Origin of the sequence: Neptunicoccus cionae (genome assembly GCF_014643735.1) — a bacterium.
GTDB lineage: Bacteria > Pseudomonadota > Alphaproteobacteria > Rhodobacterales > Rhodobacteraceae > Amylibacter > Amylibacter cionae.
This window is the reverse complement of record NZ_BMKA01000002.1, coordinates 207,894-231,671: the sequence shown is the minus strand read 5'-3', so window position 1 is coordinate 231,671 and position 23,778 is coordinate 207,894. Positions and strand designations below refer to the sequence as shown.

The 23,778-nt window shown below is 57.0% G+C and carries 21 protein-coding genes and 1 tRNA gene; 17 read left to right on the top strand and 5 right to left on the bottom strand.

Annotated features, from left to right (window positions below; genetic code table 11):
* Positions 1–141: 141 nt before the first annotated feature.
* From proS to recR, 8 genes are all read left to right on the top strand, one after another.
* Complete coding sequence (proS, locus tag IEX10_RS06280; RefSeq protein ID WP_188672172.1) at positions 142–1,479, top strand: proline--tRNA ligase; 1,338 nt, start codon at positions 142–144, stop codon at positions 1,477–1,479.
* Positions 1,480–1,492: 13 nt separating this feature from the next.
* Positions 1,493–1,990 carry a DUF2937 family protein gene (locus IEX10_RS06275; protein WP_188672169.1) on the top strand — a complete coding sequence of 166 codons (498 nt, stop codon included), beginning with the start codon at positions 1,493–1,495 and terminating at the stop codon, positions 1,988–1,990.
* A complete protein-coding gene (locus IEX10_RS06270; protein WP_188672166.1) occupies positions 1,987–3,270 on the top strand; it encodes a lipoprotein-releasing ABC transporter permease subunit in 1,284 nt (427 codons plus the stop codon). Before IEX10_RS06275 ends, IEX10_RS06270 begins: the two co-directional genes overlap by 4 nt.
* 83 nt (positions 3,271–3,353) lie before the next feature.
* Positions 3,354–4,031 carry an ABC transporter ATP-binding protein gene (locus tag IEX10_RS06265; protein WP_188672162.1) on the top strand — a complete coding sequence of 226 codons (678 nt, stop codon included), beginning with the start codon at positions 3,354–3,356 and terminating at the stop codon, positions 4,029–4,031.
* A 121-nt stretch (positions 4,032–4,152) separates the two neighbouring features.
* On the top strand, positions 4,153–5,394 hold the full coding sequence (locus IEX10_RS06260) for an MFS transporter (protein ID WP_188672159.1): 1,242 nt from the start codon (positions 4,153–4,155) through the stop codon (positions 5,392–5,394).
* Complete coding sequence (locus tag IEX10_RS06255) at positions 5,395–6,762, top strand: MATE family efflux transporter (RefSeq protein WP_229678451.1); 1,368 nt, start codon at positions 5,395–5,397, stop codon at positions 6,760–6,762.
* Between the two features lie 92 nt (positions 6,763–6,854).
* On the top strand, positions 6,855–7,199 hold the full coding sequence (locus tag IEX10_RS06250) for a YbaB/EbfC family nucleoid-associated protein (RefSeq protein ID WP_188672155.1): 345 nt from the start codon (positions 6,855–6,857) through the stop codon (positions 7,197–7,199).
* Positions 7,200–7,295: 96 nt separating this feature from the next.
* A complete protein-coding gene (gene recR / locus IEX10_RS06245) occupies positions 7,296–7,895 on the top strand; it encodes a recombination mediator RecR (RefSeq protein ID WP_268237033.1) in 600 nt (199 codons plus the stop codon).
* A gap of 53 nt (positions 7,896–7,948) precedes the next feature.
* On the opposite strand, the gene IEX10_RS06240 is transcribed toward recR, so the two are convergent.
* Genes IEX10_RS06240 through gpt form a run of 3 tightly spaced genes read right to left on the bottom strand, consistent with a single transcriptional unit; the run spans position 7,949 to position 10,009 of the window.
* Positions 7,949–8,296 (bottom strand): RidA family protein, encoded by a 348-nt coding sequence (locus IEX10_RS06240; protein WP_188672149.1) that lies wholly within the window; start codon positions 8,294–8,296, stop codon positions 7,949–7,951.
* A 54-nt stretch (positions 8,297–8,350) separates the two neighbouring features.
* Positions 8,351–9,505, bottom strand: coding sequence for a trans-sulfuration enzyme family protein (locus IEX10_RS06235; RefSeq protein WP_188672146.1), 1,155 nt, complete (start codon positions 9,503–9,505; stop codon positions 8,351–8,353).
* Positions 9,506–10,009, bottom strand: coding sequence for a xanthine phosphoribosyltransferase (gene gpt, locus IEX10_RS06230; protein ID WP_188672143.1), 504 nt, complete (start codon positions 10,007–10,009; stop codon positions 9,506–9,508).
* 165 nt (positions 10,010–10,174) lie between these two features.
* Between gpt and edd the strand changes: the two genes are divergently transcribed.
* The 3 genes from edd to IEX10_RS06215 all read left to right on the top strand — a co-directional run bounded on the left by edd (position 10,175) and on the right by IEX10_RS06215 (position 13,479).
* Entirely contained in the window at positions 10,175–11,992 is a 1,818-nt protein-coding gene (gene edd / locus IEX10_RS06225; protein WP_188672140.1) for a phosphogluconate dehydratase, read from the top strand.
* A 3-nt stretch (positions 11,993–11,995) separates the two neighbouring features.
* On the top strand, positions 11,996–12,652 hold the full coding sequence (gene eda, locus IEX10_RS06220) for a bifunctional 4-hydroxy-2-oxoglutarate aldolase/2-dehydro-3-deoxy-phosphogluconate aldolase (protein ID WP_188672137.1): 657 nt from the start codon (positions 11,996–11,998) through the stop codon (positions 12,650–12,652).
* 83 nt (positions 12,653–12,735) lie between these two features.
* Complete coding sequence (locus IEX10_RS06215; RefSeq protein WP_188672134.1) at positions 12,736–13,479, top strand: SDR family oxidoreductase; 744 nt, start codon at positions 12,736–12,738, stop codon at positions 13,477–13,479.
* Positions 13,480–13,550: 71 nt separating this feature from the next.
* Here the strand turns inward: IEX10_RS06215 and fabI are convergent, their stop codons facing one another.
* Positions 13,551–14,369 (bottom strand): enoyl-ACP reductase FabI, encoded by an 819-nt coding sequence (fabI, locus tag IEX10_RS06210; RefSeq protein WP_188672131.1) that lies wholly within the window; start codon positions 14,367–14,369, stop codon positions 13,551–13,553.
* A gap of 243 nt (positions 14,370–14,612) precedes the next feature.
* Here fabI and pdxH point away from each other — a divergent pair, with 243 nt between their 5' ends.
* The 6 genes from pdxH (at position 14,613) to IEX10_RS06180 (ending at position 22,278) form a co-directional block, all read left to right on the top strand.
* Entirely contained in the window at positions 14,613–15,236 is a 624-nt protein-coding gene (pdxH, locus tag IEX10_RS06205; protein WP_188672128.1) for a pyridoxamine 5'-phosphate oxidase, read from the top strand.
* Between the two features lie 145 nt (positions 15,237–15,381).
* Positions 15,382–15,900: a cold-shock protein gene (locus IEX10_RS06200; protein ID WP_229678450.1), complete on the top strand. Its 519-nt coding sequence runs from the start codon at positions 15,382–15,384 to the stop codon at positions 15,898–15,900.
* 70 nt (positions 15,901–15,970) lie between these two features.
* The gene (locus IEX10_RS06195) at positions 15,971–16,354 is read left to right on the top strand and encodes a DUF192 domain-containing protein (RefSeq protein WP_308420686.1); all 384 of its coding nucleotides are present in this window, start codon (positions 15,971–15,973) and stop codon (positions 16,352–16,354) included.
* A 73-nt stretch (positions 16,355–16,427) separates the two neighbouring features.
* Positions 16,428–16,504 (top strand) — tRNA-Pro (locus IEX10_RS06190).
* Positions 16,505–17,067: 563 nt separating this feature from the next.
* Positions 17,068–20,727, top strand: a complete 3,660-nt coding sequence (locus IEX10_RS06185; protein WP_188672123.1) for a vitamin B12-dependent ribonucleotide reductase — start codon at positions 17,068–17,070, stop codon at positions 20,725–20,727.
* Positions 20,728–21,102: 375 nt separating this feature from the next.
* Positions 21,103–22,278 (top strand): calcium-binding protein, encoded by a 1,176-nt coding sequence (locus IEX10_RS06180; RefSeq protein ID WP_188672120.1) that lies wholly within the window; start codon positions 21,103–21,105, stop codon positions 22,276–22,278.
* Between the two features lie 54 nt (positions 22,279–22,332).
* Here the strand turns inward: IEX10_RS06180 and IEX10_RS06175 are convergent, their stop codons facing one another.
* Positions 22,333–23,541, bottom strand: a complete 1,209-nt coding sequence (locus IEX10_RS06175) for an MFS transporter (protein ID WP_268237032.1) — start codon at positions 23,539–23,541, stop codon at positions 22,333–22,335.
* Positions 23,542–23,778 lie beyond the last annotated feature (237 nt).

The following is a 23,778-nucleotide window of genomic DNA, read 5'->3' as shown; positions in this document are numbered from 1 at the left end:
GCAGATTGTCCTGTGCTGGCAACGATTCAATTTAAGGTAGCGGGCGTGCTGTCCGGCGTGGCCCTTGCGGGTGCAGCGCATGTTGCACCCCATTGCAGTTTGGCCTAGAGCAATAGCCAAAGAGAAGTTGGAGCCTATCCCATGCGCATGTCCCGTTATTTCCTGCCCGTTCTGAAAGAAGATCCGGCCGAAGCCGCGATCGTCAGCCACCGCCTTATGCTGCGCGCCGGTATGATCAAGCAATCGAGCGCCGGGATTTATTCGTGGTTGCCGATGGGCTTTAAGGTTCTGCGCAAAATCGAAGATATTGTGCATGAAGAACAGCAGAAAGCGGGCCATATGCCGATGCTGATGCCGACCATCCAGTCCGCGGACCTGTGGCGTGAAAGCGGGCGATATGACGACTACGGCGAGGAAATGCTGCGCATCAAGGACCGTCACGACCGCGATATGCTGTTCACGCCCACCGCCGAGGAACTGATCACCGATATTTTCCGCTCTCATGTCAGCAGCTACAAAGACCTGCCCCTAACGCTCTATCAGATTCAATGGAAATTCCGCGACGAACGCCGTCCGCGCTTTGGGGTGATGCGGGGCCGCGAGTTTTATATGAAAGACGGGTATAATTTTGACCTGACCAAGGAAGACGCGCTGCATGCCTACAACCGTCATCTGGTCAGCTATCTGCGCACCTATGAGCGTATGGGCCTGCAAGCGATCCCGATGCGTGCGGATTCCGGCCCGATTGGGGGCGATGACACCCATGAATTCCTCGTACTGGCGGATACCGGTGAATCCGAGGTCTTCTATGACAGCGCCGTCACGGATCTGACCTTTGGCGACCGCGAGATTGATTTTGATGACAAAGCGCAATGCCAGTCCATCATGGAAGAGTTCACCACCAAATACGCCCGCACGGATGAAACCCACGACGAAGCTGTGTTTAATGAGGTTCCCGAGGAACGCCGCCGCACCGCGCGGGGCATTGAAGTCGGACAGATTTTCTACTTCGGCACCAAATACTCCGATGCGATGAACGCCAAAGTTCAGGGACCGGACGGCAAGCCTGTTGCGGTTCACATGGGCAGCCACGGTATTGGCGTGTCCCGACTGCTTGGCGCGATCATTGAGGCCAGCCACGACGATAAAGGCATCATCTGGCCCGAAGGCGTCACACCCTATCACGCGGGTATTGTGAACCTGAAACAGGGTGACGAAGAAGCTGATGCGGCCTGCGAACAGCTTTACAAAGAGCTTACCGCTGCCGGATTGGAACCGCTTTACGATGACCGTAAGGAACGGGCAGGGGGCAAATTCGCAACAATGGATTTGATTGGTTTGCCTTGGCGTATTACAGTAGGCCCCAGAGGTTTGAAAAATGGTGTCGTCGAACTCACCTCGCGTAAGACGGGGGAAAGCACGGAAATGACACCAGCAGAAGCAGTGGCACGGGTAAAGGACATTTACGCGGGCGCTTGATACAGGCGGTCCCATGGGGCAGATACTAAACGTGGGAGGTGGGGTGATCCTTTTGGTCGCCGCATCGCAATTCCCTGAATACACGCAACAATATGTGCAGCGTCTCGGCGGTGCTGTGGATGAACTGCGACTGGTGGCTGCGGATTTTGACAAAAGTGCGCAGAACGTCGGTCTGACCCGCTATGAAGCGCTGGAGTCCATGACAGGCAACGCATTTCAGAAGGCGCGCCAGAACGATATGCGCCGTACCTTTGCGCGGCTCGACGGGTTGCAGGCGGATCTGGCCGTGCTTAACGGCGCAGGCCCGTTTGAGCGGCTAAGCCATGTGTCGCGGTTTTCGGATCAGGGGATCGCGGCCCGCGCATGGCAGGATTTTCGCCCCGCTGTTCCGCTGACGATTGACGGTTTTCTGTTCGCTATGGGCGGGTTCTTTGCAGGGTTCGGCCTGTTGCGCGGATTGGGCCTGTTGATGCGCCGCCGTAAACGCCCTCTGACAGAGGTAACACCATGAGAACAACACCCCCTTTCGCGCCGTTTGAATGGCTGATCGCGTGGCGCTACCTGCGGGCCAAACGCCGCGAGGGTGGCGTTTCGGTGATGACGTGGATTTCCCTGATCGGGATCACTCTGGCGGTCTTTGCGTTGATTGCAACAATGGCCGTGCGCAGCGGATTCCGCACCGAATTTACCAACACGATTCTTGGCGCAAATGCCCATGCTACGGTCTATGTTTCGCCCCATCTGGACGAGAACAACCGCACCGTGCGCACCTTTTCCGACTTTGACCCGATTGCAGAAAACCTGCGCGCGGTCGAAGGCGTTGTGCGGGTGGCACCTGTGGTCAAGGGGCAGGTCATGGCCTCGGCCAACGGGCGCAACACAGGGGTTGAGGTGTTTGGCGAACGGTTTGAGGACATCAAGACGATACCCCTTGTGGTAAACCCTGAAACCCAGCTGGGCAATCTTGAGAATTTCAACAAAGGTGTCGCCATCGGGCTTGGCATCGCGCGGGAACTGGATCTGGCGCTTGGGGATAAGATCACGCTGATCTCACCGGACGGGATTAAAACCGCCTTTGGCACCAGCCCGCGGGTCAGCGCCTATGAGGTGGTTTATATTTTCGGGGTGGGGCGCTATGACATCGACCGCACCCGCGTCTATATGCCGATGAGCGAGGCGCAGATTTATTTTAATCGCGACGGTGTCGTCGATGAATTCGAGGTTCAGGTCGAAAACCCGGACGATGTCGGCAGAATGGTAGAGCCGCTTATGGCGGCTTCCGGAGAAAATACGCTGGTCTGGACATGGAAAAACGCCAGCGGCGGCTTTCTGCGCGCGCTAGAGATGGAGGACAACATCATGTTTATTATTCTGTCCATCCTGGTGCTGATCGCCTCGATGAATATCGTCTCCGGCCTGATCATGTTGGTAAAGAACAAGGGACGCGATGTGGGTATTTTGCGCACGATGGGGCTGACGCAGGGATCAATCCTGCGGGTGTTTTTCATCTGCGGCGCGTCTATCGGCGTTGTGGGCACGATCCTCGGGGTGATCCTCGGGTGTTTGTTCGCGATCTACATCGACCCGATCTTCAACTTCGTTAATCTGGTTGCCGGTGGCGGTGTCTGGGATCCTTCGGTGCGGATGCTCTCCACCCTTCCTGCAGAACTGCAACTCGGCGATGTGGCGAGCGCTGTGATTCTGTCCCTCGGGCTGGCCTTTGGCGCGACCTATTTCCCCGCCAGACGCGCCGCCCGTATGAACCCGGTTGAGGCGCTGCGTTATGAATAAACTGTCTCGTCTGGAACGATCGAACCGCCAGATCACAAGCAGATCAGGCAAACCAGTTTGCCTATATGTTGAGGCCCTTCGCTATGAATAAAGCACTTCAGTTGAGCGGGATCACCAAGGGCTATAACCTTGGTAAACCTACCGAAGTCCGTGTGTTGAACGGCGTTGATCTGGAATTGGCCGAAGGTGAAGTGGTGGCGATGGTTGCCCCGTCTGGTGCTGGCAAATCAACGCTGCTGCACATTGCGGGGCTGCTGGATACGCCTGATACCGGCGAAGTGAAGATCGGCGGTAAACCTGTTGGCGGCGGGGATCGCGCGCGCACGCGGCTGCGGCGGCAGGATGTGGGGTTTGTCTATCAGTTTCACCACCTGTTGCAGGAATTTACCGGACTTGAAAACGTGGTGCTGCCGCAACTGGCCAACGGTGTAAGCCGCGCCGAGGCAGAGAAACACGCACAGGAACTCCTTGATCGTGTGGGTCTGAAAGACCGCGCCAGCCACCGCCCCGGCGAGCTGTCGGGCGGTGAACAGCAACGGGTCGCGTTTTGCCGTGCGCTCGCCAATAAACCGCGGGTTTTGCTCGCGGATGAGCCGACGGGAAACCTTGATCCGAACACGTCTGACACGGTGTTTGCGGCCCTGATGGAACTGGTGCGTGCGTCGGGCATGGCCGCTCTGATCGCGACCCATAATCTGGAACTGGCCGCAAGGATGGACCGTATGGTGCGGCTGGAAGCGGGCGAGATCGTCCCCGCGTAATTCCGGTATCTAAGGCTTTTTGTCTGGCATTATCCCCGTTTTCCCGTCATTGGATATGCGGAACCGTTTTGGTATGGGCAAATTACTGGCCCGACCCGCGCGGTTGGGAGAGGATTTACCCATGCAAAAGACAGCCGTGAAAATCGCAGACGCCCACGAACTGCCGCTTTGGCGGCGGCCTGTTGTCCTGCTGGGGCTTATGGCCTTTGTCATGCCGTTGGCCTTTTCTACGTGGCTGGCGCTGCTGAATAATTTTGTGATCGAGGTGGCGCAGTTCGACGGGTCCAATATCGGCTGGCTCCACTCCATCCGCGAGATTCCGGGCTTTTTGGCAATCGGCGTGATCTACGTGCTATGGTTCGTGCGCGAACAGGTTCTGGCGGTGGTCTCTCTGTTTGCACTGGGAATCGCCGTAGCTGTCACTGCTTGGTTTCCCAGCTTTCTGGGGCTGATGGTGACCACTATGATCGGCTCTATCGGGTTCCATTACTATGAAACCGTGAAAATGTCGCTGGAGCTGCAATGGATCAGCAAGGACCGTGCGCCCCAAGTGCTGGGCTGGATGGTGGCCATCGGGTCGGCGGCCTCTCTGCTGGCGTATGGTGCGATTGTGCTGGTCTGGAAGGTTCTGGGCTGGGACTACAACACCATCTATATGATTGGCGGCGGTGTGGCTGTGGTGATGACGGCGTTCTGCTGGTTTGCCTATCCCACATTTGAGGCCCCCCACAAACAGCACAACAAGATGATCTTCCGCAAACGCTATTGGCTGTATTACAGCCTGCAAGCGGCGGCGGGGGCGAGGCGGCAGATTTTCATGGTTTTCGCGGCCTTCATGATGGTAGAACGCTTCGGCTTTGAAGTGCATGAGGTCACGGCCCTGTTCCTGATCAACTATGTCGCGAACATGATCTTTGCCCCGCTGATGGGCCGTTTTGTGTCAAAGATGGGAGAGCGCAATGCGCTTGTCTTTGAATATGTCGGGCTCATTCTGGTGTTTTGTGCCTATGGCGGCATCTATATGTTCGGCTGGGGCGTGCTGGTGGCAGCGGCGCTTTATGTGATCGACCATCTTTTCTTTGCGTTGGCCTTTGCGCAGAAGACCTATTTCCAGAAGATCGCCCATCCGTCGGATATTGCCCCCACAGCGGCGGTGGCTTTTACGATTAACCACATCGGCGCGGTGCTTTTGCCTGCGATGCTGGGGTATCTGTGGCTGCAATCCCCTGCGGCGGTGTTCATCTTTGCGGCCTCCGTGGCGGTGCTGTCGCTTATCCTGTCCCTGATGATCCCCCGCCACCCGCGCATGGGGTATGAAACCGTCTTTGCGCGTACAATATTACCTGCGGAGGCAGCAGAATAAATGGCTGGAACAGACACGGAAATACCGGCAGCAGAGCCGGACAAAAAAGCACGCTTTCTGACAGGATCGATTATGCGTCATGTGGTTGTTATGACCCTAACCGGATCGCTGGGGCTGGTGTTCATGTTCCTTGTGGATGTGGCCACGCTGTTCTGGGTCAGCACACTGGGCGATCAGGGGTTGGTGGCAGCGCTCGGCTTTGCGTGGACGATCCAGTTCTTTACCATCTCCACCGGCATTGGGTTGATGATCGCAAGCATGGCGCTGGTGTCCAAATCTATCGGGCAGGGCAATACCGAACTGGCCCGACAGCAAACCACCAGCGCGGCGATCTTCACGTTCGTGTTTCAGGTAGTCATGGCGACGCTGGTTCTGGTCTACCGCTTTGAGATCCTTGCCTTTGCCGGGGCGGAAGGCCAGACACAGGCGGATGCGGCGCGGTTCCTTTCGATCAGCGTGCCAAGCCTGCCGTTCATGGCGCTTGGGATGGTTGGCTCGGCGGTGCTGCGCTCTATCGGGGATGCGGTGCGGTCTATGGCGGTGACAATGTCCGCGGGGCTGATGGCGATGGTGATTGATCCGGTACTTATCATCGGGCTGGATATGGGATTTGAAGGCGCTGCTTGGGGGATCGTGATCTCTCGCGGATTGTCGGCTGCGCTGTCCGTCTGGTTCGTGATCCACGTCTATGACATGGTTGGTCCAGTCAACCGCACAGTGATGCGCCAGTTGCTGCGTCCCTTTCTGATGATAGCCGTTCCAGCGGTGATGACCCAGTTATCCACGCCCTTTGGTAACTACATCCTGACCAAAGTGATCAGCGCCTACGGCGATGCGGCCGTTGCGGGCTGGGCCGTTGTCAGCCGTCTGGCGGTGCTGGCCTTTGGCGGGATATTCTCGCTCTCGGGGGCGATTGGCGGGATTATCGGGCAGAATTACGGGGCGGGGCAATTCGAGCGGGTGCAACAAACCTATCGCGATGCGCTGAAGTTCTGCGCGCTCTATACGCTGATCAGTTGGAGCATCCTTGCCCTGCTGCGCAACCCTGTCGCCCAACTGTTCGGGCTGGAAGGCACCGCTGCCGAAGTGCTGATGGCCTTTATGCTGATCGGGGCAGGGGGCTATATGTTCACCGGGGCGCTGTTTGTGTCCAATGCGGCGTTTAACAATCTGGGGCGGCCGATCTATTCCACCGCGTGCAACTGGCTGCGGGACGGTGTGCTGATCTTTCCGTGCTGCGTGCTGATGGGGCAATGGCTGGCGGCCCCCGGTGTGGTTTACGGGCAGGCGCTGGCGGCTGTTCTGGCGGGCAGTGCGGCGATGATCTGGGCGGCGCGATTTGTGCGCAACATCGGCACGAGGTCTTGAACCAGCCGTAAAAGTCTTACCTTAGAGCTTATCTTGTGACGCGCTGCGATGCAGGGTAATGAGAGGCGGATCGAATTTGCAGGAGTAAAGCAATGCTGAAGGGTTTAGGTGGACTTGGCGATATGGCCAAGATCATGAAACAGGCACAGGAAATGCAAGGCAAGATGGCCGAAGCACAAGCCAAGCTGGATGAAATCACCGTCGAGGGTGAAGCCGGTGCCGGAATGGTGAAGGTCACTGTGACAGCCAAGGGCGATGTCAAAGGCATCAATATCGACCCGAGTCTGTTTGTTGCTGACGACAAAGAGGTGGTCGAAGACCTGATCGTTGCCGCGATCAAGGACGGTCAGGCCCGCGCCGCAGAAACCGCGCAGGCGGAGATGGGCAAAGTGACCGAAGGGCTGAACCTGCCCGAAGGTATGAAGCTGCCCTTCTGATCCGGTCGGGTGGTTAATCCCCTGACAAGGGCGCGATTCCGGCGGGTTCGGGATCGCTCCGCGGGGGATATTTGACGAAAATGGATGGAGACGGGCTTGGACAGTAAGAACCAGGACATTGACGGGCTGATCGCCCTGATGGCGAAGCTGCCCGGCATGGGACCGCGCTCGGCCCGTCGTGCGGTGTTGCATCTGATCAAGAAACGGGCTTTGTTGCTGACCCCGCTGGCGGATGCCATGTTTGCAGTGGCTGCCACCGCGCGGGAGTGTTTGGTCTGCGGCAATATCGGCACGCGGGACCGCTGTGACATTTGCGAAGATACACGCCGCTCCAACGGGCAAATCTGTGTTGTGGAAGATGTGGCCGATCTTTGGGCGATGGATCGTTCAGGTGTGTTCAAGGGGCGCTATCACGTACTCGGCGGGTCATTGTCTGCACTGGATGGGGTCGGACCGGAAGAACTGCGTATTCCCGCCCTGATCCGCCGTGTGCTGGACGAGGAAATCACCGAAGTGATCCTTGCGTTGAATGCCACCGTGGACGGGCAGACCACGGCTCACTACATCGCCGAACAGTTGGAAGAGGCAGGAGTCTCTGTGACCTCTCTGGCGCAGGGTGTTCCGATTGGCGGGGAGCTGGATTATCTCGATGACGGGACGATCTCCGCAGCGCTGAGGGCGCGAAAAGCGGTCTAAGCTTTAGGTGCGCCTCCCGCGCATGTGCGGGAGGCGCGTTTCTTACGCGGGGATCACTTCGCCGCTGTGATGATGATCTCTACTTTATAGTCCGGTGTCGCAAGATGGGCAGAGCCGGCGGCGCGGGCGGGTTCGTTGCCCTGTGGCACCCATGCATCCCAAACCGCGTTCATTTCCGCAAAATCTGCCATGTCATCCATCCAGATGATCGCTTGCAAGATTTTGGTTTTGTCCGATCCGGCCTCTGCCAGCAGGGCGTCGATCTTGTCGAGAATGTCCTGCGTTTGCTGAGTCACAGATGCACCGGCGGTGCCGACCTGTCCGGCAAGATAAATCGTGTCGCCGTGGGTGACGATCTGGCTCATCCGGCCATTTCCGTGGGCGCGTGTAACTTCTGGCATAGTATGTCCTTCTATAATCTGGCGCAGGGATTTCCTCTGCGGCGGTTTGGGGTGTTAGCTGGTGGCGGCGAGCGCCTGTTCGAAATCTGCAATCAAGTCGTCGATATGTTCGATCCCGATGGAAATCCGCAGCAGATTTTCGGGGATGCCACTGTCAGCCCCCGCGACCGTGCGGCGGTGTTCGATCAGGCTTTCGACGCCGCCCAGAGAGGTGGCGGGAATAAAGACTTCGGTGCGTTTGGCCATCTCAAACGCGCGACGGGCGCTGCCGTTAACGCGGATCGACATCATACCGCCAAAACCGTTCTTCATTTGCCGCGCAGCCACATCGTGGCCGGGATGATCGGGCAGACCGGGGTAAAGCACCGCTTCAATATCTTTATGGGCTGCGAAATGCCGCGCAAACGCCATCGCATTGCGGCTGCAGGCTTCGTAGCGGATATGAAGGCTGCGCAGACTGCGGATCAGCAGCCATGCCTCAAATGCGGGCAGGATTGTGCCCTGAAAGCTGCGCACCTCGCGGATTTCATCCCAGAGCGGCATATCTTTGCGTGCGGACAAAACACCAGCGGTGAAATCGGAATGCCCGCCCATGTATTTGGTGGCCGAGTGGAAAGAGATGTCCGCACCCAGATCAAGCGGTTTCGTTGTGCAGGGCGGAGCGGCGGTGCTGTCCACCATCAACACGGCCCCGACACTGTGGGCGAGTTCGGCAGCAGCAGCAATATCGGTAATTGACCAATCGCCATTCGCGGGGGTTTCGATCCAGACCAGTTTGGTCTCCCCCGGTATCAGCGCAGCTTTCAGCGCGTGAAGATCACCGGCAGGGAACAGGTCCTTGCGGATCACACCGCGCTGGGCCTGACGTTCCAGCCAGTGCAGGCCGACGTGGTACATCATGGATTGCGCCACGACATGGGCATTCGGGGGCAGGGATTCGACCACCGCCACGGATGCCGACATGCCGGAATTCAGCAGCAGGCTTTCATCCGCGCCTTCTAAAGTGGCAATAATCTCTTCCGCGTGGGCCGTAGTCGGGCTGCCGTAACGGGCATAGACATAGCCCTCGCGCAGGTCGTAGTTTTCATCCCGCGCAAAGGTGGAGGTTGCCACCATCGGCGGCACCACACTGCCGGAAACGGGATCTATGTGGCGCAAGGCTTGCGCGGCCAGCGTTTCAGGCGCCAGCGTGTTGGATTTACGCGCCATTCAGTTGCCCCGGTAAGGTTCAACGTATTGCAACGCCATATCCCAAGGGAAGAAAATCCACGTATCCTGAGACACCTCCGTAATGAAAGTATCCACCTGCGGACGGCCTTTGGGTTTTGCGTAAACGGTGGCGAAATGGGCGTTGGGATAAAGTTCCCGCACCACTTCCAGCGTTTTGCCGCTGTCTACCAGATCGTCGATGATCAGGATGCCAGTGCCGTCGCCCATCAGTTTGTCGTCCGGCTTTTTCAGCACGCGGGCTTCGGATTGGGATTGGTGGTCATATGATTTGATGGAAATCGTATCCACCGTGCGGATATCCAGTTCCCGCGCTGCAATCATTGCGGGGGCCATGCCGCCGCGTGTGATGGCGACAACTGCGCGCCATGCCCCGTCATCCGGTCCGTGACCGTCCAGACGCCACGCCAAAGCGCGGCTGTCGCGGTGGATCTGATCCCAGGAGATATGAAATCCTTTTTCGTGCGGGAGACGGTTTTCTGACATGGGCAAGAGACTCGTTTTTTCTGAATGTTGTGCATGATTGATACTATGGCGCGTGATCCTTTGGAAAGGGCGAGTTTTGAGGCTTGTTTTGCGGGAGTAATTGCACTACGTTATCGCTAACGTAAGTTTAAAGAATATCTTTTGCGACAAGAGAGGGAGGCACCCATGTCAGTCATAGGTACTTTGACAGAGGTCACATCACGGATCGCTAAAAAATCCGAACGCAGCCGTTCGGCCTATTTGCGCCAGATGGAGCAGGCCCGCTCTGACGGGCCGAAGCGGGCGCATTTGTCTTGTGGTAATCAGGCCCATGCCTATGCGGCGATGGGGCAGGATCAATCCGATATGGTGGAACAACGTGGCCCGAATATTGGGATTGTGACCGCCTATAACGATATGCTGTCAGCCCATCAGCCGTTTCAGGCCTATCCCGATCTGATCAAGGACACGGCACGGGCGGCAGGTGGCACTGCACAGGTAGCTGCGGGTGTTCCGGCCATGTGTGACGGGATCACGCAAGGGCAGACAGGGATGGAGCTGTCGCTGTTTTCCCGCGATGCGATTGCCATGTCTGCAGCGATCGGCCTGTCTCATAACGTGTTCGACAGTTCGATTTACCTTGGTGTGTGTGACAAGATCGTGCCCGGTCTAGTGATTGCCGCCGCGCGATTCGGTCATATCCCGGCGGTGTTCCTGCCAGCCGGACCTATGCCAAGCGGACTGGCCAATGATGACAAAGCGCGGGTGCGCAAAGAGTTTGCCGAGGGCAAATGTGACCGCGATGCGCTGATGGCGGCGGAAATGGCCAGCTATCATAGTGCGGGTACCTGCACATTTTACGGCACGGCCAACACCAACCAGATGCTGATGGAATTCATGGGGCTGCATCTGCCCGGTTCCAGTTTTGTCGCGCCGAACACGCCGCTGCGCGAAGCGTTAACTCGTGAAGGCACCCGCATTGCCCTTGGGCTGAGCGACCTTGGCAACGCCTATACCCCTGTGTCCCAAGTGCTCGATGAGAAAGCCTATGTGAACGGAATTGTCGGGTTGATGGCCACAGGCGGGTCTACCAATCTGTTGATCCACCTCATCGCAATGGCGCGGGCGTCTGGCATTGTGCTCGACTGGGAGGATTTTGCCGATTTGTCCCAAGTGGTGCCGCTGCTGACGCGGATTTATCCAAACGGGCTGGCGGATGTGAACCACTTCCATGCGGCGGGCGGTCTGGGGCTGGTCATCAGTGAGCTGCTGAACGCGGGTCTACTGCATGACGATACGCTGACGGTGATGGGGCAGGGGCTGGAACGCTACACCAAAGACCCAAAACTGGTGAATGGCGCGCTGGATTGGCACGACGGGGTGCAAGCCTCTCTGAATGACAAGATTGTCGCCACCACAAAAGAACCATTCCAAGCCACGGGCGGTCTGTCGAACCTGTCGGGCAATCTGGGGCGGGGCGTTATGAAAACTTCTGCCGTTGCACCGGAACGCCGTGTTCTGACAGCCCCCGTACGGGTGTTTCACACGCAAGAAGCTGTGCTTGCAGCCTTTCGTGCCGGAGAGTTCACGTCCGATGTGGTTGTCGTGGTGCGCTATCAGGGGCCAAAAGCCAACGGTATGCCGGAACTGCACGGGCTGACGCCTTGTCTGTCGGTCCTTCAGGACCGCGGGATTAAGGTGGCGCTGGTCAGTGACGGGCGCATGTCGGGGGCCTCTGGTAAGGTGCCCGCGGCCATTCACGTCAGCCCCGAAGCGCTGGACGGCGGACCGCTGGCCTTTCTTCAGGACGGTGACATTGTGACTGTGGATGCCGAAAACGGCCATCTCGACGCGCAGGATGCTAGCATCTTTGAACGTGCGATCACCCATCCGGAACTCGACAGCAATGAGGTCGGACTGGGGCGCGAGCTGTTCGCTGCCTTCCGCCAGAATGTCGGCGCGGCCCGTGACGGGGCAACTGTATTCAATTTTGAGGAGGCCTGAGCCATGACAATAGACGCAAAAAGCGCGAGCGCTCAAACACTGGAAATCTGCAACACAGCACCTGTTATCCCTGTGCTGCTGGTGGAATCTGCTGACACAGCCGCGGCACTCGGTCAGGCGCTGGTGGCGGGTGGCCTTCCCGTGTTGGAAGTTACCCTGCGCACCAAAGCCGCGCTGGATGTGATCGCAGCAATGGCCGAGGTCGAAGGCGGGATTGTCGGGGCGGGAACGCTGCTGACGGCGCAGGACGTGAAAAACGCCAAAGCTGCCGGTGCCAAATTCGGCGTCTCCCCCGGTGCCACAGATGCGCTGATTGACGCTTGCGAAGTCGAAGGCCTGCCACTCCTGGCTGGCGCGGCCACCGCAACTGAAGCCATGCGCCTGCTGGAACGGGGTTATACCACGCAGAAGTTCTTTCCCGCGGAAGCCGCAGGCGGTGCCAAAGCGCTCGGCTCGCTGGCGTCCCCATTGCCCCAGATCACGTTCTGTCCCACTGGCGGCGTGTCCCCCGATAACGCGGCCAGCTATCTGAAACTGCCAAATGTCGTCTGTGTTGGTGGAAGCTGGGTCGCGCCAAAGGATGCTGTGGCGGCGGGTGATTGGGGCCGGATTACCGATCTTGCCCGAACCGCCTGCAAATCGCTTGGCGGGGCTGTTTGACGTAGGGTTCAACCGAATAGAATTTTACAATCGACCACGGCGTGCCCATCCTGCAGGCGTAATGCTTAGCAGGAGGGAACGTCATGTCATCACTTACCGGAAAACGGGTCTGGATCACCGGCGGCGGAACAGGAATCGGCGCAGGATCAGCCCTGTTGCTGGCCGAACGGGGCGCCGAGGTGATCGTATCGGGGCGCCGTGCCAACAAGCTGGAAGAGGTGGTCGCGCAGATCACCGCGAAAGGTGGCAAAGCCCGTGCTGTGGCAGTGGATATGGCGGATGCCAAGGCGGTTGAACAGGCTGCCGCTGACATCGGACGCGTGGATATTCTGCTTGCCAGTGCCGGATTGAACGTGCCCAACCGATCCTTGGATAAACTGGGGAGCGGGGATTGGGACAAGGTCGTCAACGTAAACCTGAACGGTGTCTATTACCCGATCCACGCTGTCCTTCCGCAGATGCGCGCGCGTGGCGACGGGCTGGTGATGATCGTGTCCAGTTGGGCTGGTCGCTATGTCGGGCGACTTACCGGGGCTGCTTATACCGCAACCAAACATGGGGTCGTCGCGCTGAGTGAAACGATCAATTGCGAAGAAGGCGGCAACGGGATTCGATCCACGGTGATAATGCCAGGAGAGATCGCCACCGACATCCTAAAGGATCGCCCCGTGCCGCCCTCACAGGCGGAGATGGATCGCATGTTGCAGGTGGATGATCTGGCGGAAACCGTGCGCTACGTGGCAGAGATGCCCGCCCACGTCTGTGTGAACGAAATCCTGATCTCGCCAACATGGAACCGGTTCTATCAGGGATTTGACGAGGTCTAGGACCTGTTCAGGCGTTTCGATCGAAGCTTTGCGACAATCGAAACGCCAAAGTTCTTTTCGGTCGGGGCGCGTTACTTGCGCCCTGTGACCACATCAATATCAGGGGCGTCTTCGGCCTTCATCCCGACCACATGATACCCCGCGTCAACGTGATGGTTTTCACCCGTCACACCGGAGGCCAGTTCGGAACACAGATACATGCCGGATTTGCCCACATCGTCGGTGGTCACATTGCGGCGCAGCGGAGAGTTCAGTTCGTTCCACTTCAGGATGTAGCGGAAATCACCGATGCCAGAAGCGGCCAGTGTTTTGATCGGACCAGCAGACAGCGCATTCACGCGGATGTTTTTCGGGCCAAGATCCATTGCCAGATATTTGACCGATGCTTCCAGACCGGCCTTGGCGATACCCATCACATTGTAATGGGGCATCACCATTTCCGCGCCATAATAGGTCAGCGTCAGCAAAGCACCACCGTCAGGCATCAGCTGTTCTGCGCGCTGGGCGACAGCGGTGAACGAATAGACGGAAATATCCATCGTCATCCGGAAGTTTTCGATGCTGGTGTCCACATAACGGCCACGCAGTTCGTTTTTGTCGGAAAAGCCGATGGCGTGGACAACAAAGTCCAGTTTGCCCCATTTGTCCTGAAGCGTGGTGAACAGCGCATCCATAGAAGCGCCGTTTGTTACGTCACATTCCAGTACCAGATCAGAGCCAACGCTTTCTGCCAGCGGTTTAACCCGTTTGCCCAAGGCTTCCCCTTGATAGGAGAACGCAAGTTCTGCGCCTTGTTCGTGGCAGGCTTTCGCAATGCCCCATGCAATTGATTTGTCGTTTGCGACGCCCATGATGAGGCCCCGTTTGCCTTGCATTATTCCAGAAGTCATTGCCTTGTTCCTTGCAGGTATTGCGGTCATTCACGTTTAAGGCATGGCTAGGCAAGCCGCAAGTCTGGGGTTTGAGACTTAGACCGCCAGCTGATACCGTTTGGCAGCTTTCCCAAATTCACTGTCACATTTTTACCGTCTGGTGCGAATCTTTGGGGATTCAGGCACTTGCTTTGCAAGTAAAAATATTGTGGGGTAAGTGGGCCGACCGGGAACGGCACGAAAAAGACAGGCTATGATGACATGAAACCCAACGATTTATCGTCGGACCGGCAGGGGGTATTCGCGGGGGACGATCCCTTCGAAATCGCGCGCAACTGGTTGGCCGAGGCGATGGAGACGGAAGCGAATGATCCGAACGCAGTGGCTCTTGCGACTGTGGATGACGCTGGGTTACCGAATGTTCGTATGGTGCTGTTGAAAGAGATCCAATCCGATAGTTTTGTCTTTTTTACCAACTATACCAGCGCCAAAGCCGCAGAGTTGGATAGCACCGGCAAAGCCGCATTCGTGATGCACTGGAAAAGCCTGCGCCGCCAGATACGGGTGCGGGGTACGGTCACACCTGTTTCCGATGCAGAATCCGACGCCTATTTCCTAAGCCGCTCTGTCTTTAGCCGCATCGGCGCTTGGGCAAGTGACCAGTCTTCGCCACTGGACAGCCGCCAGACTTTGGTGAATAGGGCAGAAGAGCTGACTAAAAAGCTGGGCGAAAACCCGGAACGGCCCCCGTTTTGGGGCGGGTTCCGGATCAAACCTGTAGAAATAGAATTCTGGTGCGATGGCGCCGACCGGCTGCATGATCGATTTGTGTGGCGTAAAACAGAACAAGAAACGCAATGGGCTACAAGCAGACTCAATCCATGACGGGGCAACTGCTATTGGTTCAAATTATAAAAAAGGGACGGCTCTGTTGGGACGGGCAAACAGGAACATAGACCGCAAGGTCATAATTTCTTGAGTTTGACCTGCCATGTATTACAATGCTCAACAGAGGGTGGAGTGAATAATCTTGATTAAAACCGGCAACGTAAAATGGTTTGACAGCACTAAAGGCTTTGGTTTCATCACCGATGATGAGGGCGGGCGCGATATTCTGCTGCATGCGAATGTTTTGCGTAATCACGGTCACAGCTCCGTTGTGGAAGGCACGCGGATCGATGTAGAGGTCGCCGAAAGCGCGCGGGGATTGCAGGCTGTGGAGATACTCCAGCTTGATTTACCCGATGCCGAAAGCGATGTGGTTCTGCGCGGTGTTCCCGAACTGGGGATTGATCTTTCGACCTTGCAATCTGACGAACCTTTGACTCCGTCACGGGTAAAGTGGTTTGACAAAGTTAAGGGCTTTGGTTTTGTTAACCTCTTTGGCAGCACAGAAGATGTGTTTGTCCACATGGAGGTTTTAAGGGCTTATGGTTTGGCAGAACTGGCACAAGGTGAAGCAATTTGTGTGCGCACCGCTCAGGGGCCGCGTGGCCGCATGGCAATCGAAGTGCGGGCATGGGATTACGAAGCATCGCAAGACGCTTAAGGGTGCTCTCATCGCGTTTGTTTGCGCTACTGGCGCTGCACAGGCCGCTTGTGAACAGGGCGCAGTTGATTTGCGCTGGGACGGTGGCTCTGTCCGGTTCAACGTCGAAATCGCAGATACCTTTGAAGACCGCGCCCGCGGTCTGATGTTTCGCGAATCCCTGCCGCGATATGGTGGGATGCTGTTTATCTATGAAAAACCGCTGAGCGTTTCTTTCTGGATGAAAAATACGCTTATCCCGCTCGATATGATTTTTCTTGATCGACACGGGGTGGTGCAGAACATCCACGAAAATGCTGTTCCCGGCAGTCTGGAAACCATCCCCGGTGGCGACGATATCCTTGCTGTGCTTGAGGTGAACGGCGGCTTGTCCACAAAGCTTGGCGTGCCGGTTGGCGCCGAGATGAGACACACTGCTTTTGGCGATTCTGACCCGATCTGGCCCTGTAATTGAAACTGAATTCAAAACACTTCATTTTTGGGGTTTCCAATCCCGATGGGCCAGTGTAAATCGCATCTCACTGGATCGGGGCGTGGCGCAGCCTGGTAGCGCACCTGTTTTGGGTACAGGGGGTCGTGAGTTCGAATCTCGCCGCCCCGACCAGTAAAATCCCTCATATTTGAATATGACGACCCGCCGGAGACTTCTCCGGCGGTCGGGATTTTTTCCATCCGCAATTTGGATTTTCTGCGTAAGTCCCTCGATCTTGCACGCTGTTTACGCGCTAAGAATGTCATCGCAAACATTGTATCTGTAAAACCTCAAAGCGCTACATATGTCCGCGCAGCACGTGGTGTGCCCTGCGTGGCACTTTCGTCCCAGCGTTGATTCTGTGCATAAATCGCCTCTGCGATTTCTGCGTATTCGGTTTTTCTCTTTGTTCCGGCGTGGTTATCTTAGGGCTCGAATGTGAGTTGTTTCCGCCCTGTTGAAGCGATGAATCAATATCTGTTCGGTCAACATATTTTTCCCGATTTTTCTTAAAAAGTTTTGTTGACGGAGTCGTGAGCATCGTACAGTTTGTGTGAAGTTCCTGATGACACCACAACATTTAGTGGCACGTCATAGGGGCCAAATTTGTGCAGTAATCGGTAGCAGAGACATTTAGGGGAGGGCCTTTGCCGTTCCGATTACGTTTTAACGACAAGATACGCTTAGGGGCAGAAATGAAGATCGACCGTCGATTCACCAAAGAAAACCACGATGCTTATGCGGATATAGCATTCCACACGACAACCTCGGAAATCCGGAACCCAGACGGGACTGTTGTTTTTGCATTAGAAGCCGTGGAAGTGCCCCAAAACTGGAGCCAGGTGGCGGCGGATGTGATTGCGCAGAAATATTTCCGCAAGGCGGGTCTGGCAGCAAAGCTGGAGAAGGTGCAGGAAAAGGGCGTTCCTGAATTTCTATGGCGTTCTGTTCCGGCGGCGGACGCTGCGGCAAAGGCTTCTGGCGGGTATGACGGTGAAACTTCGGCCAAGCAGGTCTTTGACCGTCTGGCAGGCGCTTGGGCCTATTGGGGCTGGAAGGGCGGCATGTTTGATACAGAATCAGACGCACGCGCCTATTACGATGAAATGCGGTTCATGTTGGCCAATCAAATGGCAGCCCCCAACAGCCCGCAATGGTTTAACACCGGTCTGCACTGGGCCTATGGCATTGATGGTCCAAGCCAAGGGCACCATTACGTAGATTATAAGACCGGCAAGCTGACCAAGTCGAAGTCAGCCTATGAACACCCGCAACCCCACGCTTGTTTCATTCAGTCCGTTTCCGACGATCTGGTGAACGAGGGCGGGATTATGGACCTGTGGGTCCGCGAAGCGCGGTTGTTCAAATACGGCTCGGGCACGGGTACAAACTTCTCCTCCCTGCGAAGTGCTTCAGAGCCACTGGGCGGCGGCGGCAAATCCTCGGGACTTATGTCCTTTTTGAAGATCGGGGACAGAGCCGCCGGCGCAATTAAATCGGGTGGCACCACACGTCGTGCGGCCAAGATGGTGATCTGCGATATGGATCATCCCGACATCAGTGATTTCATTAATTGGAAAGTACGCGAGGAACAAAAGGTTGCTTCCCTCGTCGCCGGTTCCAAGATGCACGAAGATAAACTGAACGAGATTTTCGGCGCGATCCGTGCTTGGGACGGGTCCGAAGAGGGGGCATTTGATCCCAAAGCCAATGCCGGACTGAAAGGCGCGATCAAATCCGCCAAGAAAGCCCGTATTCCCGAAACCTACATCAACCGCGTGCTGCAATATGCACGGCAAGGGTTTGAGAGTATCGAATTCCCGACTTACGACACCGACTGGGATTCCGAAGCCTACGGCACTGTTGCCGGACAGAACTCCAACAACTCGGTCCGCGTCACCAACGCATTTCTGAAAGCGGCCGAAAACGACCAGCCTTGGGAACTGCTGCGCCGCACCGACGGCGAAGTGGCTGAAACTGTCAGCGCACGGGAACTGTGGGAAGATATCGGGCACGCCGCTTGGGCCTGCGCCGATCCGGGTGTTCAGTATCACGACACGATCAACCAGTGGCACACCTGCCCCGAAGATGGCGCGATCCGTGGTTCGAACCCTTGCTCGGAATACATGTTCCTTGATGACACGGCCTGTAACCTTGCGTCCATGAACCTGTTGAAGTTCTACACGGATGGCAAATTCGATGCGGCATCCTACATGCACGCCTCCCGCCTGTGGACGATGACGCTGGAAATCAGTGTACTGATGGCGCAATTCCCGTCCAAGGAAATCGCGGAACGGTCCTACAAGTTCCGCACGCTGGGTCTGGGCTATGCCAATATTGGCGGTTTGCTGATGAACATGGGCTATTCCTACGACTCCGACGAAGGCCGCGCCATGTGTGCCGCGCTGACCGCCGTGATGACGGGTGTGGCTTATGCGACATCTGCGGAAATGGCCAAAGAGCTGGGCGCATTTCCCGGTCATGCCAAGAATGCCGATCACATGCTGCGGGTCATGCGTAACCACGCGCTTGCAGCGCAAGGGGCGACTGAGGGCTATGACGCTCTGGATGTGACACCTGTGCCACTGGATCATGCAAACTGTCCTGATGAAGAACTGTCTGCCCTGTCAAAAACCGTTTGGGAAGAGGCTGTGGCGCTGGGTGAAAAGCACGGATACCGCAACGCGCAAGTGTCCGTGATTGCCCCCACCGGCACCATCGGTCTGGTGATGGATTGTGACACCACAGGGATTGAACCTGACTTCGCGCTGGTGAAGTTCAAGAAACTGGCCGGTGGCGGTTACTTCAAGATTATCAACCAGTCTGTTCCGGCTGCGCTGGTGAAACTGGGCTATAGCACTGCAAAAGTAGAGGAAATCGTGTCCTATGCGGTGGGCCACGGTTCGATGGGCCACGCGCCGGACATTAACCACACCTCTCTTACGGGTCACGGCTTTGGCCCTGAGGAGCTGAAAAAGGTAGAGGCCGCACTGCCCACCGCCTTTGACATTCGCTTTGTGTTCAACCAGTGGACGCTTGGGACCGAGTTCTGCTCCGGCACGCTCGGCATTCCAGAGGCGCAGTTGAACGATCCGTCCTTTGATCTGCTGACGCATCTTGGCTTTAGCAAGAAACAGATCGAAGCGGCCAACAACCACGTTTGCGGCACGATGACACTGGAAGGCGCGCCCTTCCTGAAGGACGAGCACCTGTCCGTCTTTGACTGCGCCAACCCCTGCGGCAAGATCGGCAAACGGTATCTGTCGGTGAACAGCCACATCACCATGATGGCTGCGGCGCAATCGTTCATCTCTGGTGCGATCTCCAAGACGATCAACATGCCGAACGATGCAACCATCGAGGATTGCCAGAAAGCCTATGAGCTGAGCTGGTCTTTGGGTGTGAAAGCAAACGCGCTTTATCGGGACGGTTCCAAGCTGAGCCAGCCGCTGTCCGCCGCGCTGATCGAAGACGACGAGGATCTCGAAGAGACACTGGCCGAAGCCCCAGCAGGGGAGCGGGCGCAGATACTGGCAGAAAAAATCGTTGAGAAAGTGATCATCAAGGAAGTGGCACAAGCGCGGGCGAAGCTGCCGGAACGGCGCAAGGGCTATACCCAGAAGGCCACTGTTGGCGGGCATAAGGTTTACCTGCGCACCGGCGAATATGAAGACGGCAATCTGGGCGAAATCTTTATCGACATGCACAAGGAAGGGGCGGGCTTCCGCGCCATGATGAACAACTTCGCCATCGCGGTGTCGGTTGGTCTCCAATACGGTGTGCCGCTGGATGAATTTGTCGATGCCTTCACATTCACCCGCTTTGAACCGGCGGGCATGGTGCAGGGCAACGACAGCATCAAGAATGCGACTTCTATTCTGGATTACATCTTCCGTGAACTGGCCGTGTCCTATCTCGACCGCACCGATCTGGCCCATGTGAAACCACAAGGCACATCGTTTGACGATCTGGGTCGCGGCGTGGAAGAAGGCACCAGCAACGTGCGTCCGGCGTCCGATGATGCGGTTGCCATGCTGAAACAGGTGGTGTCTCCGGGTTATCACCGGCACCGGATGCCACAGGAACTGATGGTCCTGCAAGGCAGTCAGACCGGCCTGTTCGGCGCTGCCCAGTCAAAGGTTTCTGTGGGTGGCGGCTTTGCAGAGCAACCCGCTCCGGCGCCGGTCGCACCCGCAGCAGTCGCGGCGGCTCCGCTTCAGATGGACGATCGCGCCAAGGCAAAAATGCAGGGTTATGAAGGCGATGCCTGCGGGGATTGCGGCAACTACACTCTGGTGCGCAACGGCACCTGCATGAAGTGCAACACCTGCGGCGCAACCTCGGGATGTAGCTAGGTTATTCAGACAGGGGGCGGTGCGCTGCCCCCTAAGGCTTCAGGCGCAGGCAACCGATCGAGCGGAAAATCAATAGCCTGAATACATAACTCAGGGGGAGCGCAGGCTCCCCCTCTTTTGTTGTCCGGCGGGTTGATTCGACATCGGCCGGGTGCAATGAAAACAATGACCTAGCTATCGTGGTATTGTTTGAGCATGAGAAACAGTTGCCCCGCCTAAACGCCTTTTTTTGGTTGGAAAGAGGCGGGATTGTGTCGAATTTGTGTTCCTTTGATCCAAAACTTGTTAACCTTTAGCTTGGCCGCATCTGGTTGCGGTCAGGGGCAACAGAGTGTGCGTAACGCCAATTTTTGGCGATTTGGAGATGAATAGGTTATGATCGAGATTGTTTTATTGTCTTTGGTAGGACTGGGCGCTGTTATCTGGGGGGTTGATGAAATCCGTGATGACGATGATGACAACAACGCAAGTATGGAAGAGCCAACCATCGACGAGCCGACGATTTACATTGGCGATGATGATGACAACGAATTTGAAGGCACTGACGCGGACGAACGGGCTATCCTGAACGGTGGCGATGACACGGCGGATATGCTGGGCGGCGACGACGAAGTGCGGGGCGGCACCGGAAACGATCTGATTACGGGTGGTGACGGCGACGATTCGATCGACGGCGGCTGGGGGCAGGATGTGCTCTACGGTAATGACGGAGACGATACGCTGCGCATGGGCGAATACCGCGACATTGCCTACGGCGGGGCGGGGGATGACCTGATGACAGGCGGTCAAGGGGCTGATCTGGTCTATGGTGGTGACGGTGCGGACGATATTTCCGGCGGTACAGAGAATGATACGCTGTTTGGCGGCGAGCACGGCGATCTGATCAGCGGTGGCGCGGACGATGACACAGTTTACGGTGATAACGGCTGGGACGAATTGTCGGGTAACGAGGGCGATGATCTAATTTACGGCAACGCAGGCAACGATACGCTCTTTGGCGGCTTTGGCGAAGATGAACTGCGCGGCGGCATTGGTGATGATGATCTGCTGGGCGGCGCAGGTGCCGACTTTATGCACGGCGCGGACGGTGATGATGTTCTCTACGGCGAAGGCGGTCAGGACGAAATCTACGGCGGCAATGGCAATGACTTGATCACCGGCGCAAGCTTTGATCTGGCAGCTGCCGAGGCAGGCGTGACCGGCTTTGATCTGATACTGAATGACGGTGCTGCGGATGCGCTTTTCGGGGGCGAGGGCGACGATCTGATTATTCTTCAGGACGGTGACAGCGCGACCGGTGGTGATGGCAGTGACGGCTTTGCAATCGATGTACGCGAGGACATCGAAACCGCCGCGGTGATCAAGGATTTCGTCGCGGATGAAGATGGGCTCTTCATCGACTATGACGCGGATGCAGGCGTCCCGCTTGTAGAGGTCGAAGACCTCGAAGACGGCTCGGGTGCTACTGTTCTCGTCAACGGCGCTGCGGTGGCTGTGGTGAACGGCGGGGCTGGGCTGACAGCGGATCAAGTGACGCTGGTAGCTGTCTAAGCGCAGAATTAATCCGGCAGGCGGGCGTGTTGCGCTGGCCTGCCGGTCGTCCTGTTACTTTGCGTCCCGATGGATATAAAGCGATAGGGACATCAAGGTGATGAACCCGAAAACGGCCATACCGGCGCTCGACAGGGACAGCCCGATAATATCGGCCAGCGCTCCCAGCACAAACGCCCCGAGCGCGGTAGACCCAAGCCCCACAACCACCCAGATCGACATAACCCGCCCGCGCATATCATCGGGCAGATCCGTCTGGATCAGGGATTGCATTGTGACGCCGAAATAGGTGCCGCTTGCCCCTAGAACGGCTGCACAGGCCAGTGCCACAGCCCATGTATCAGTGTTCCCGATCAACCCGATTGCCACCAAACCCGCAGTGGCCACCCCGAGGTTGAACGGCGAAAGAGCATCGGTGTTTGCAGGACGCGCGCTATTGTGGAGTGTTTTGTAAACTGCCGAGCACAACGCGCCAGCCCCAACCGCAGAGCCAAGCTGCCCAAGCCCGACAGCCCCCCGCCCGAACGCGCCGTCAGCCACGATGGGCAGCACCTCCAGCACCCCGCGCAGGGCAATGGAAAAGACGGTCGTGGACAGCAGGATCACCACAATAACCCGGCGTTGCCGGATGTAGCGCAGCCCTGTCGCCATCGCGGTGGTAAACGGTTCCGCCCCGTGTTTTTCAAGCGCACGGGGATGCAGACGAAACAGAACCGCCAGATTGGGCAAGAACATAACGACAGTGATGACGAGCGCGACGGTAATCCCAACGACATCAATTAGAATACCGCCAACAGCAGGACTGATCAGTCGCGCAAGGTTGAAGTTCAAAGCCGAGAGCGCAACCACCGACGACACATGCTTCTTTTCCACCAGACGCGGACCAAGGGACAGGCGCACCGGATGGTGGGCCGCTGTCACAGTGCCAATCGCCAGCGACACCAGTACCAGCGTAGTCTGTGATACCATTCCGCTCGCCTGAAGGGACAACAAGCCGCCAATGCACAGGATCATTGAAATGTTGGTGCAATACGCTGCCTTACGCACATCCGCGCGATCCACCAAAACGCCAAAGAAAGGGCCAGTCACAAGGGTCGGCACCAGCGAACAAGCGGCGACAATTCCGACAAACTGCGCACTGTGGGTGATGTCCCACGCCAACCACCCCAATATAATCCGCGCAATCCACATGGCGTTCACATTAGCCACGGCACCAATAAAATAGAGTCGAAATTCGGGGGAACGCAAAGCTATCAGATTCATAGGTAAGGTTTAGGGGAAGGGGCACAGAAGGTGAAGCGCTTTCCCTTGGGGGAAGGGGGCATCTGAGGAGCCACCTTCGTTTCACCCAGATATGAGTTGTAGGAAAAACGGGCAGTGTACCTGTGTTTTGCGGAATAAATGGGCAATGGCCGTGAGGGCAGATTTCGTATGGATTAATTTCTAGCCATTTGCTGCGTTGCGGCATGTGCTGTGAATGCCCGAATGACTCGGGCGTCG

Excerpts from the sequence above, each read along its gene's own strand:
- fabI (WP_188672131.1), bottom strand. The coding sequence starts at position 14,369 with ATGACTTCTGGAATAATGCAAGGCAAACGGGGCCTCATCATGGGCGTC.
- IEX10_RS06175 (WP_268237032.1), bottom strand. The coding sequence starts at position 23,541 with ATGAATCTGATAGCTTTGCGTTCCCCCGAATTTCGACTCTATTTTATT.
- IEX10_RS06215 (WP_188672134.1), top strand. The coding sequence starts at position 12,736 with ATGTCATCACTTACCGGAAAACGGGTCTGGATCACCGGCGGCGGAACA.
- gpt (WP_188672143.1), bottom strand. The coding sequence starts at position 10,009 with ATGTCAGAAAACCGTCTCCCGCACGAAAAAGGATTTCATATCTCCTGG.
- IEX10_RS06185 (WP_188672123.1), top strand. The coding sequence starts at position 17,068 with ATGAAGATCGACCGTCGATTCACCAAAGAAAACCACGATGCTTATGCG.
- IEX10_RS06250 (WP_188672155.1), top strand. The coding sequence starts at position 6,855 with ATGCTGAAGGGTTTAGGTGGACTTGGCGATATGGCCAAGATCATGAAA.
- IEX10_RS06275 (WP_188672169.1), top strand. The coding sequence starts at position 1,493 with ATGGGGCAGATACTAAACGTGGGAGGTGGGGTGATCCTTTTGGTCGCC.
- IEX10_RS06235 (WP_188672146.1), bottom strand. The coding sequence starts at position 9,505 with ATGGCGCGTAAATCCAACACGCTGGCGCCTGAAACGCTGGCCGCGCAA.
- IEX10_RS06265 (WP_188672162.1), top strand. The coding sequence starts at position 3,354 with ATGAATAAAGCACTTCAGTTGAGCGGGATCACCAAGGGCTATAACCTT.
- IEX10_RS06270 (WP_188672166.1), top strand. The coding sequence starts at position 1,987 with ATGAGAACAACACCCCCTTTCGCGCCGTTTGAATGGCTGATCGCGTGG.
- eda (WP_188672137.1), top strand. The coding sequence starts at position 11,996 with ATGACAATAGACGCAAAAAGCGCGAGCGCTCAAACACTGGAAATCTGC.
- edd (WP_188672140.1), top strand. The coding sequence starts at position 10,175 with ATGTCAGTCATAGGTACTTTGACAGAGGTCACATCACGGATCGCTAAA.
- IEX10_RS06260 (WP_188672159.1), top strand. The coding sequence starts at position 4,153 with ATGCAAAAGACAGCCGTGAAAATCGCAGACGCCCACGAACTGCCGCTT.
- IEX10_RS06180 (WP_188672120.1), top strand. The coding sequence starts at position 21,103 with ATGATCGAGATTGTTTTATTGTCTTTGGTAGGACTGGGCGCTGTTATC.
- pdxH (WP_188672128.1), top strand. The coding sequence starts at position 14,613 with ATGAAACCCAACGATTTATCGTCGGACCGGCAGGGGGTATTCGCGGGG.
- IEX10_RS06255 (WP_229678451.1), top strand. The coding sequence starts at position 5,395 with ATGGCTGGAACAGACACGGAAATACCGGCAGCAGAGCCGGACAAAAAA.
- IEX10_RS06240 (WP_188672149.1), bottom strand. The coding sequence starts at position 8,296 with ATGCCAGAAGTTACACGCGCCCACGGAAATGGCCGGATGAGCCAGATC.
- proS (WP_188672172.1), top strand. The coding sequence starts at position 142 with ATGCGCATGTCCCGTTATTTCCTGCCCGTTCTGAAAGAAGATCCGGCC.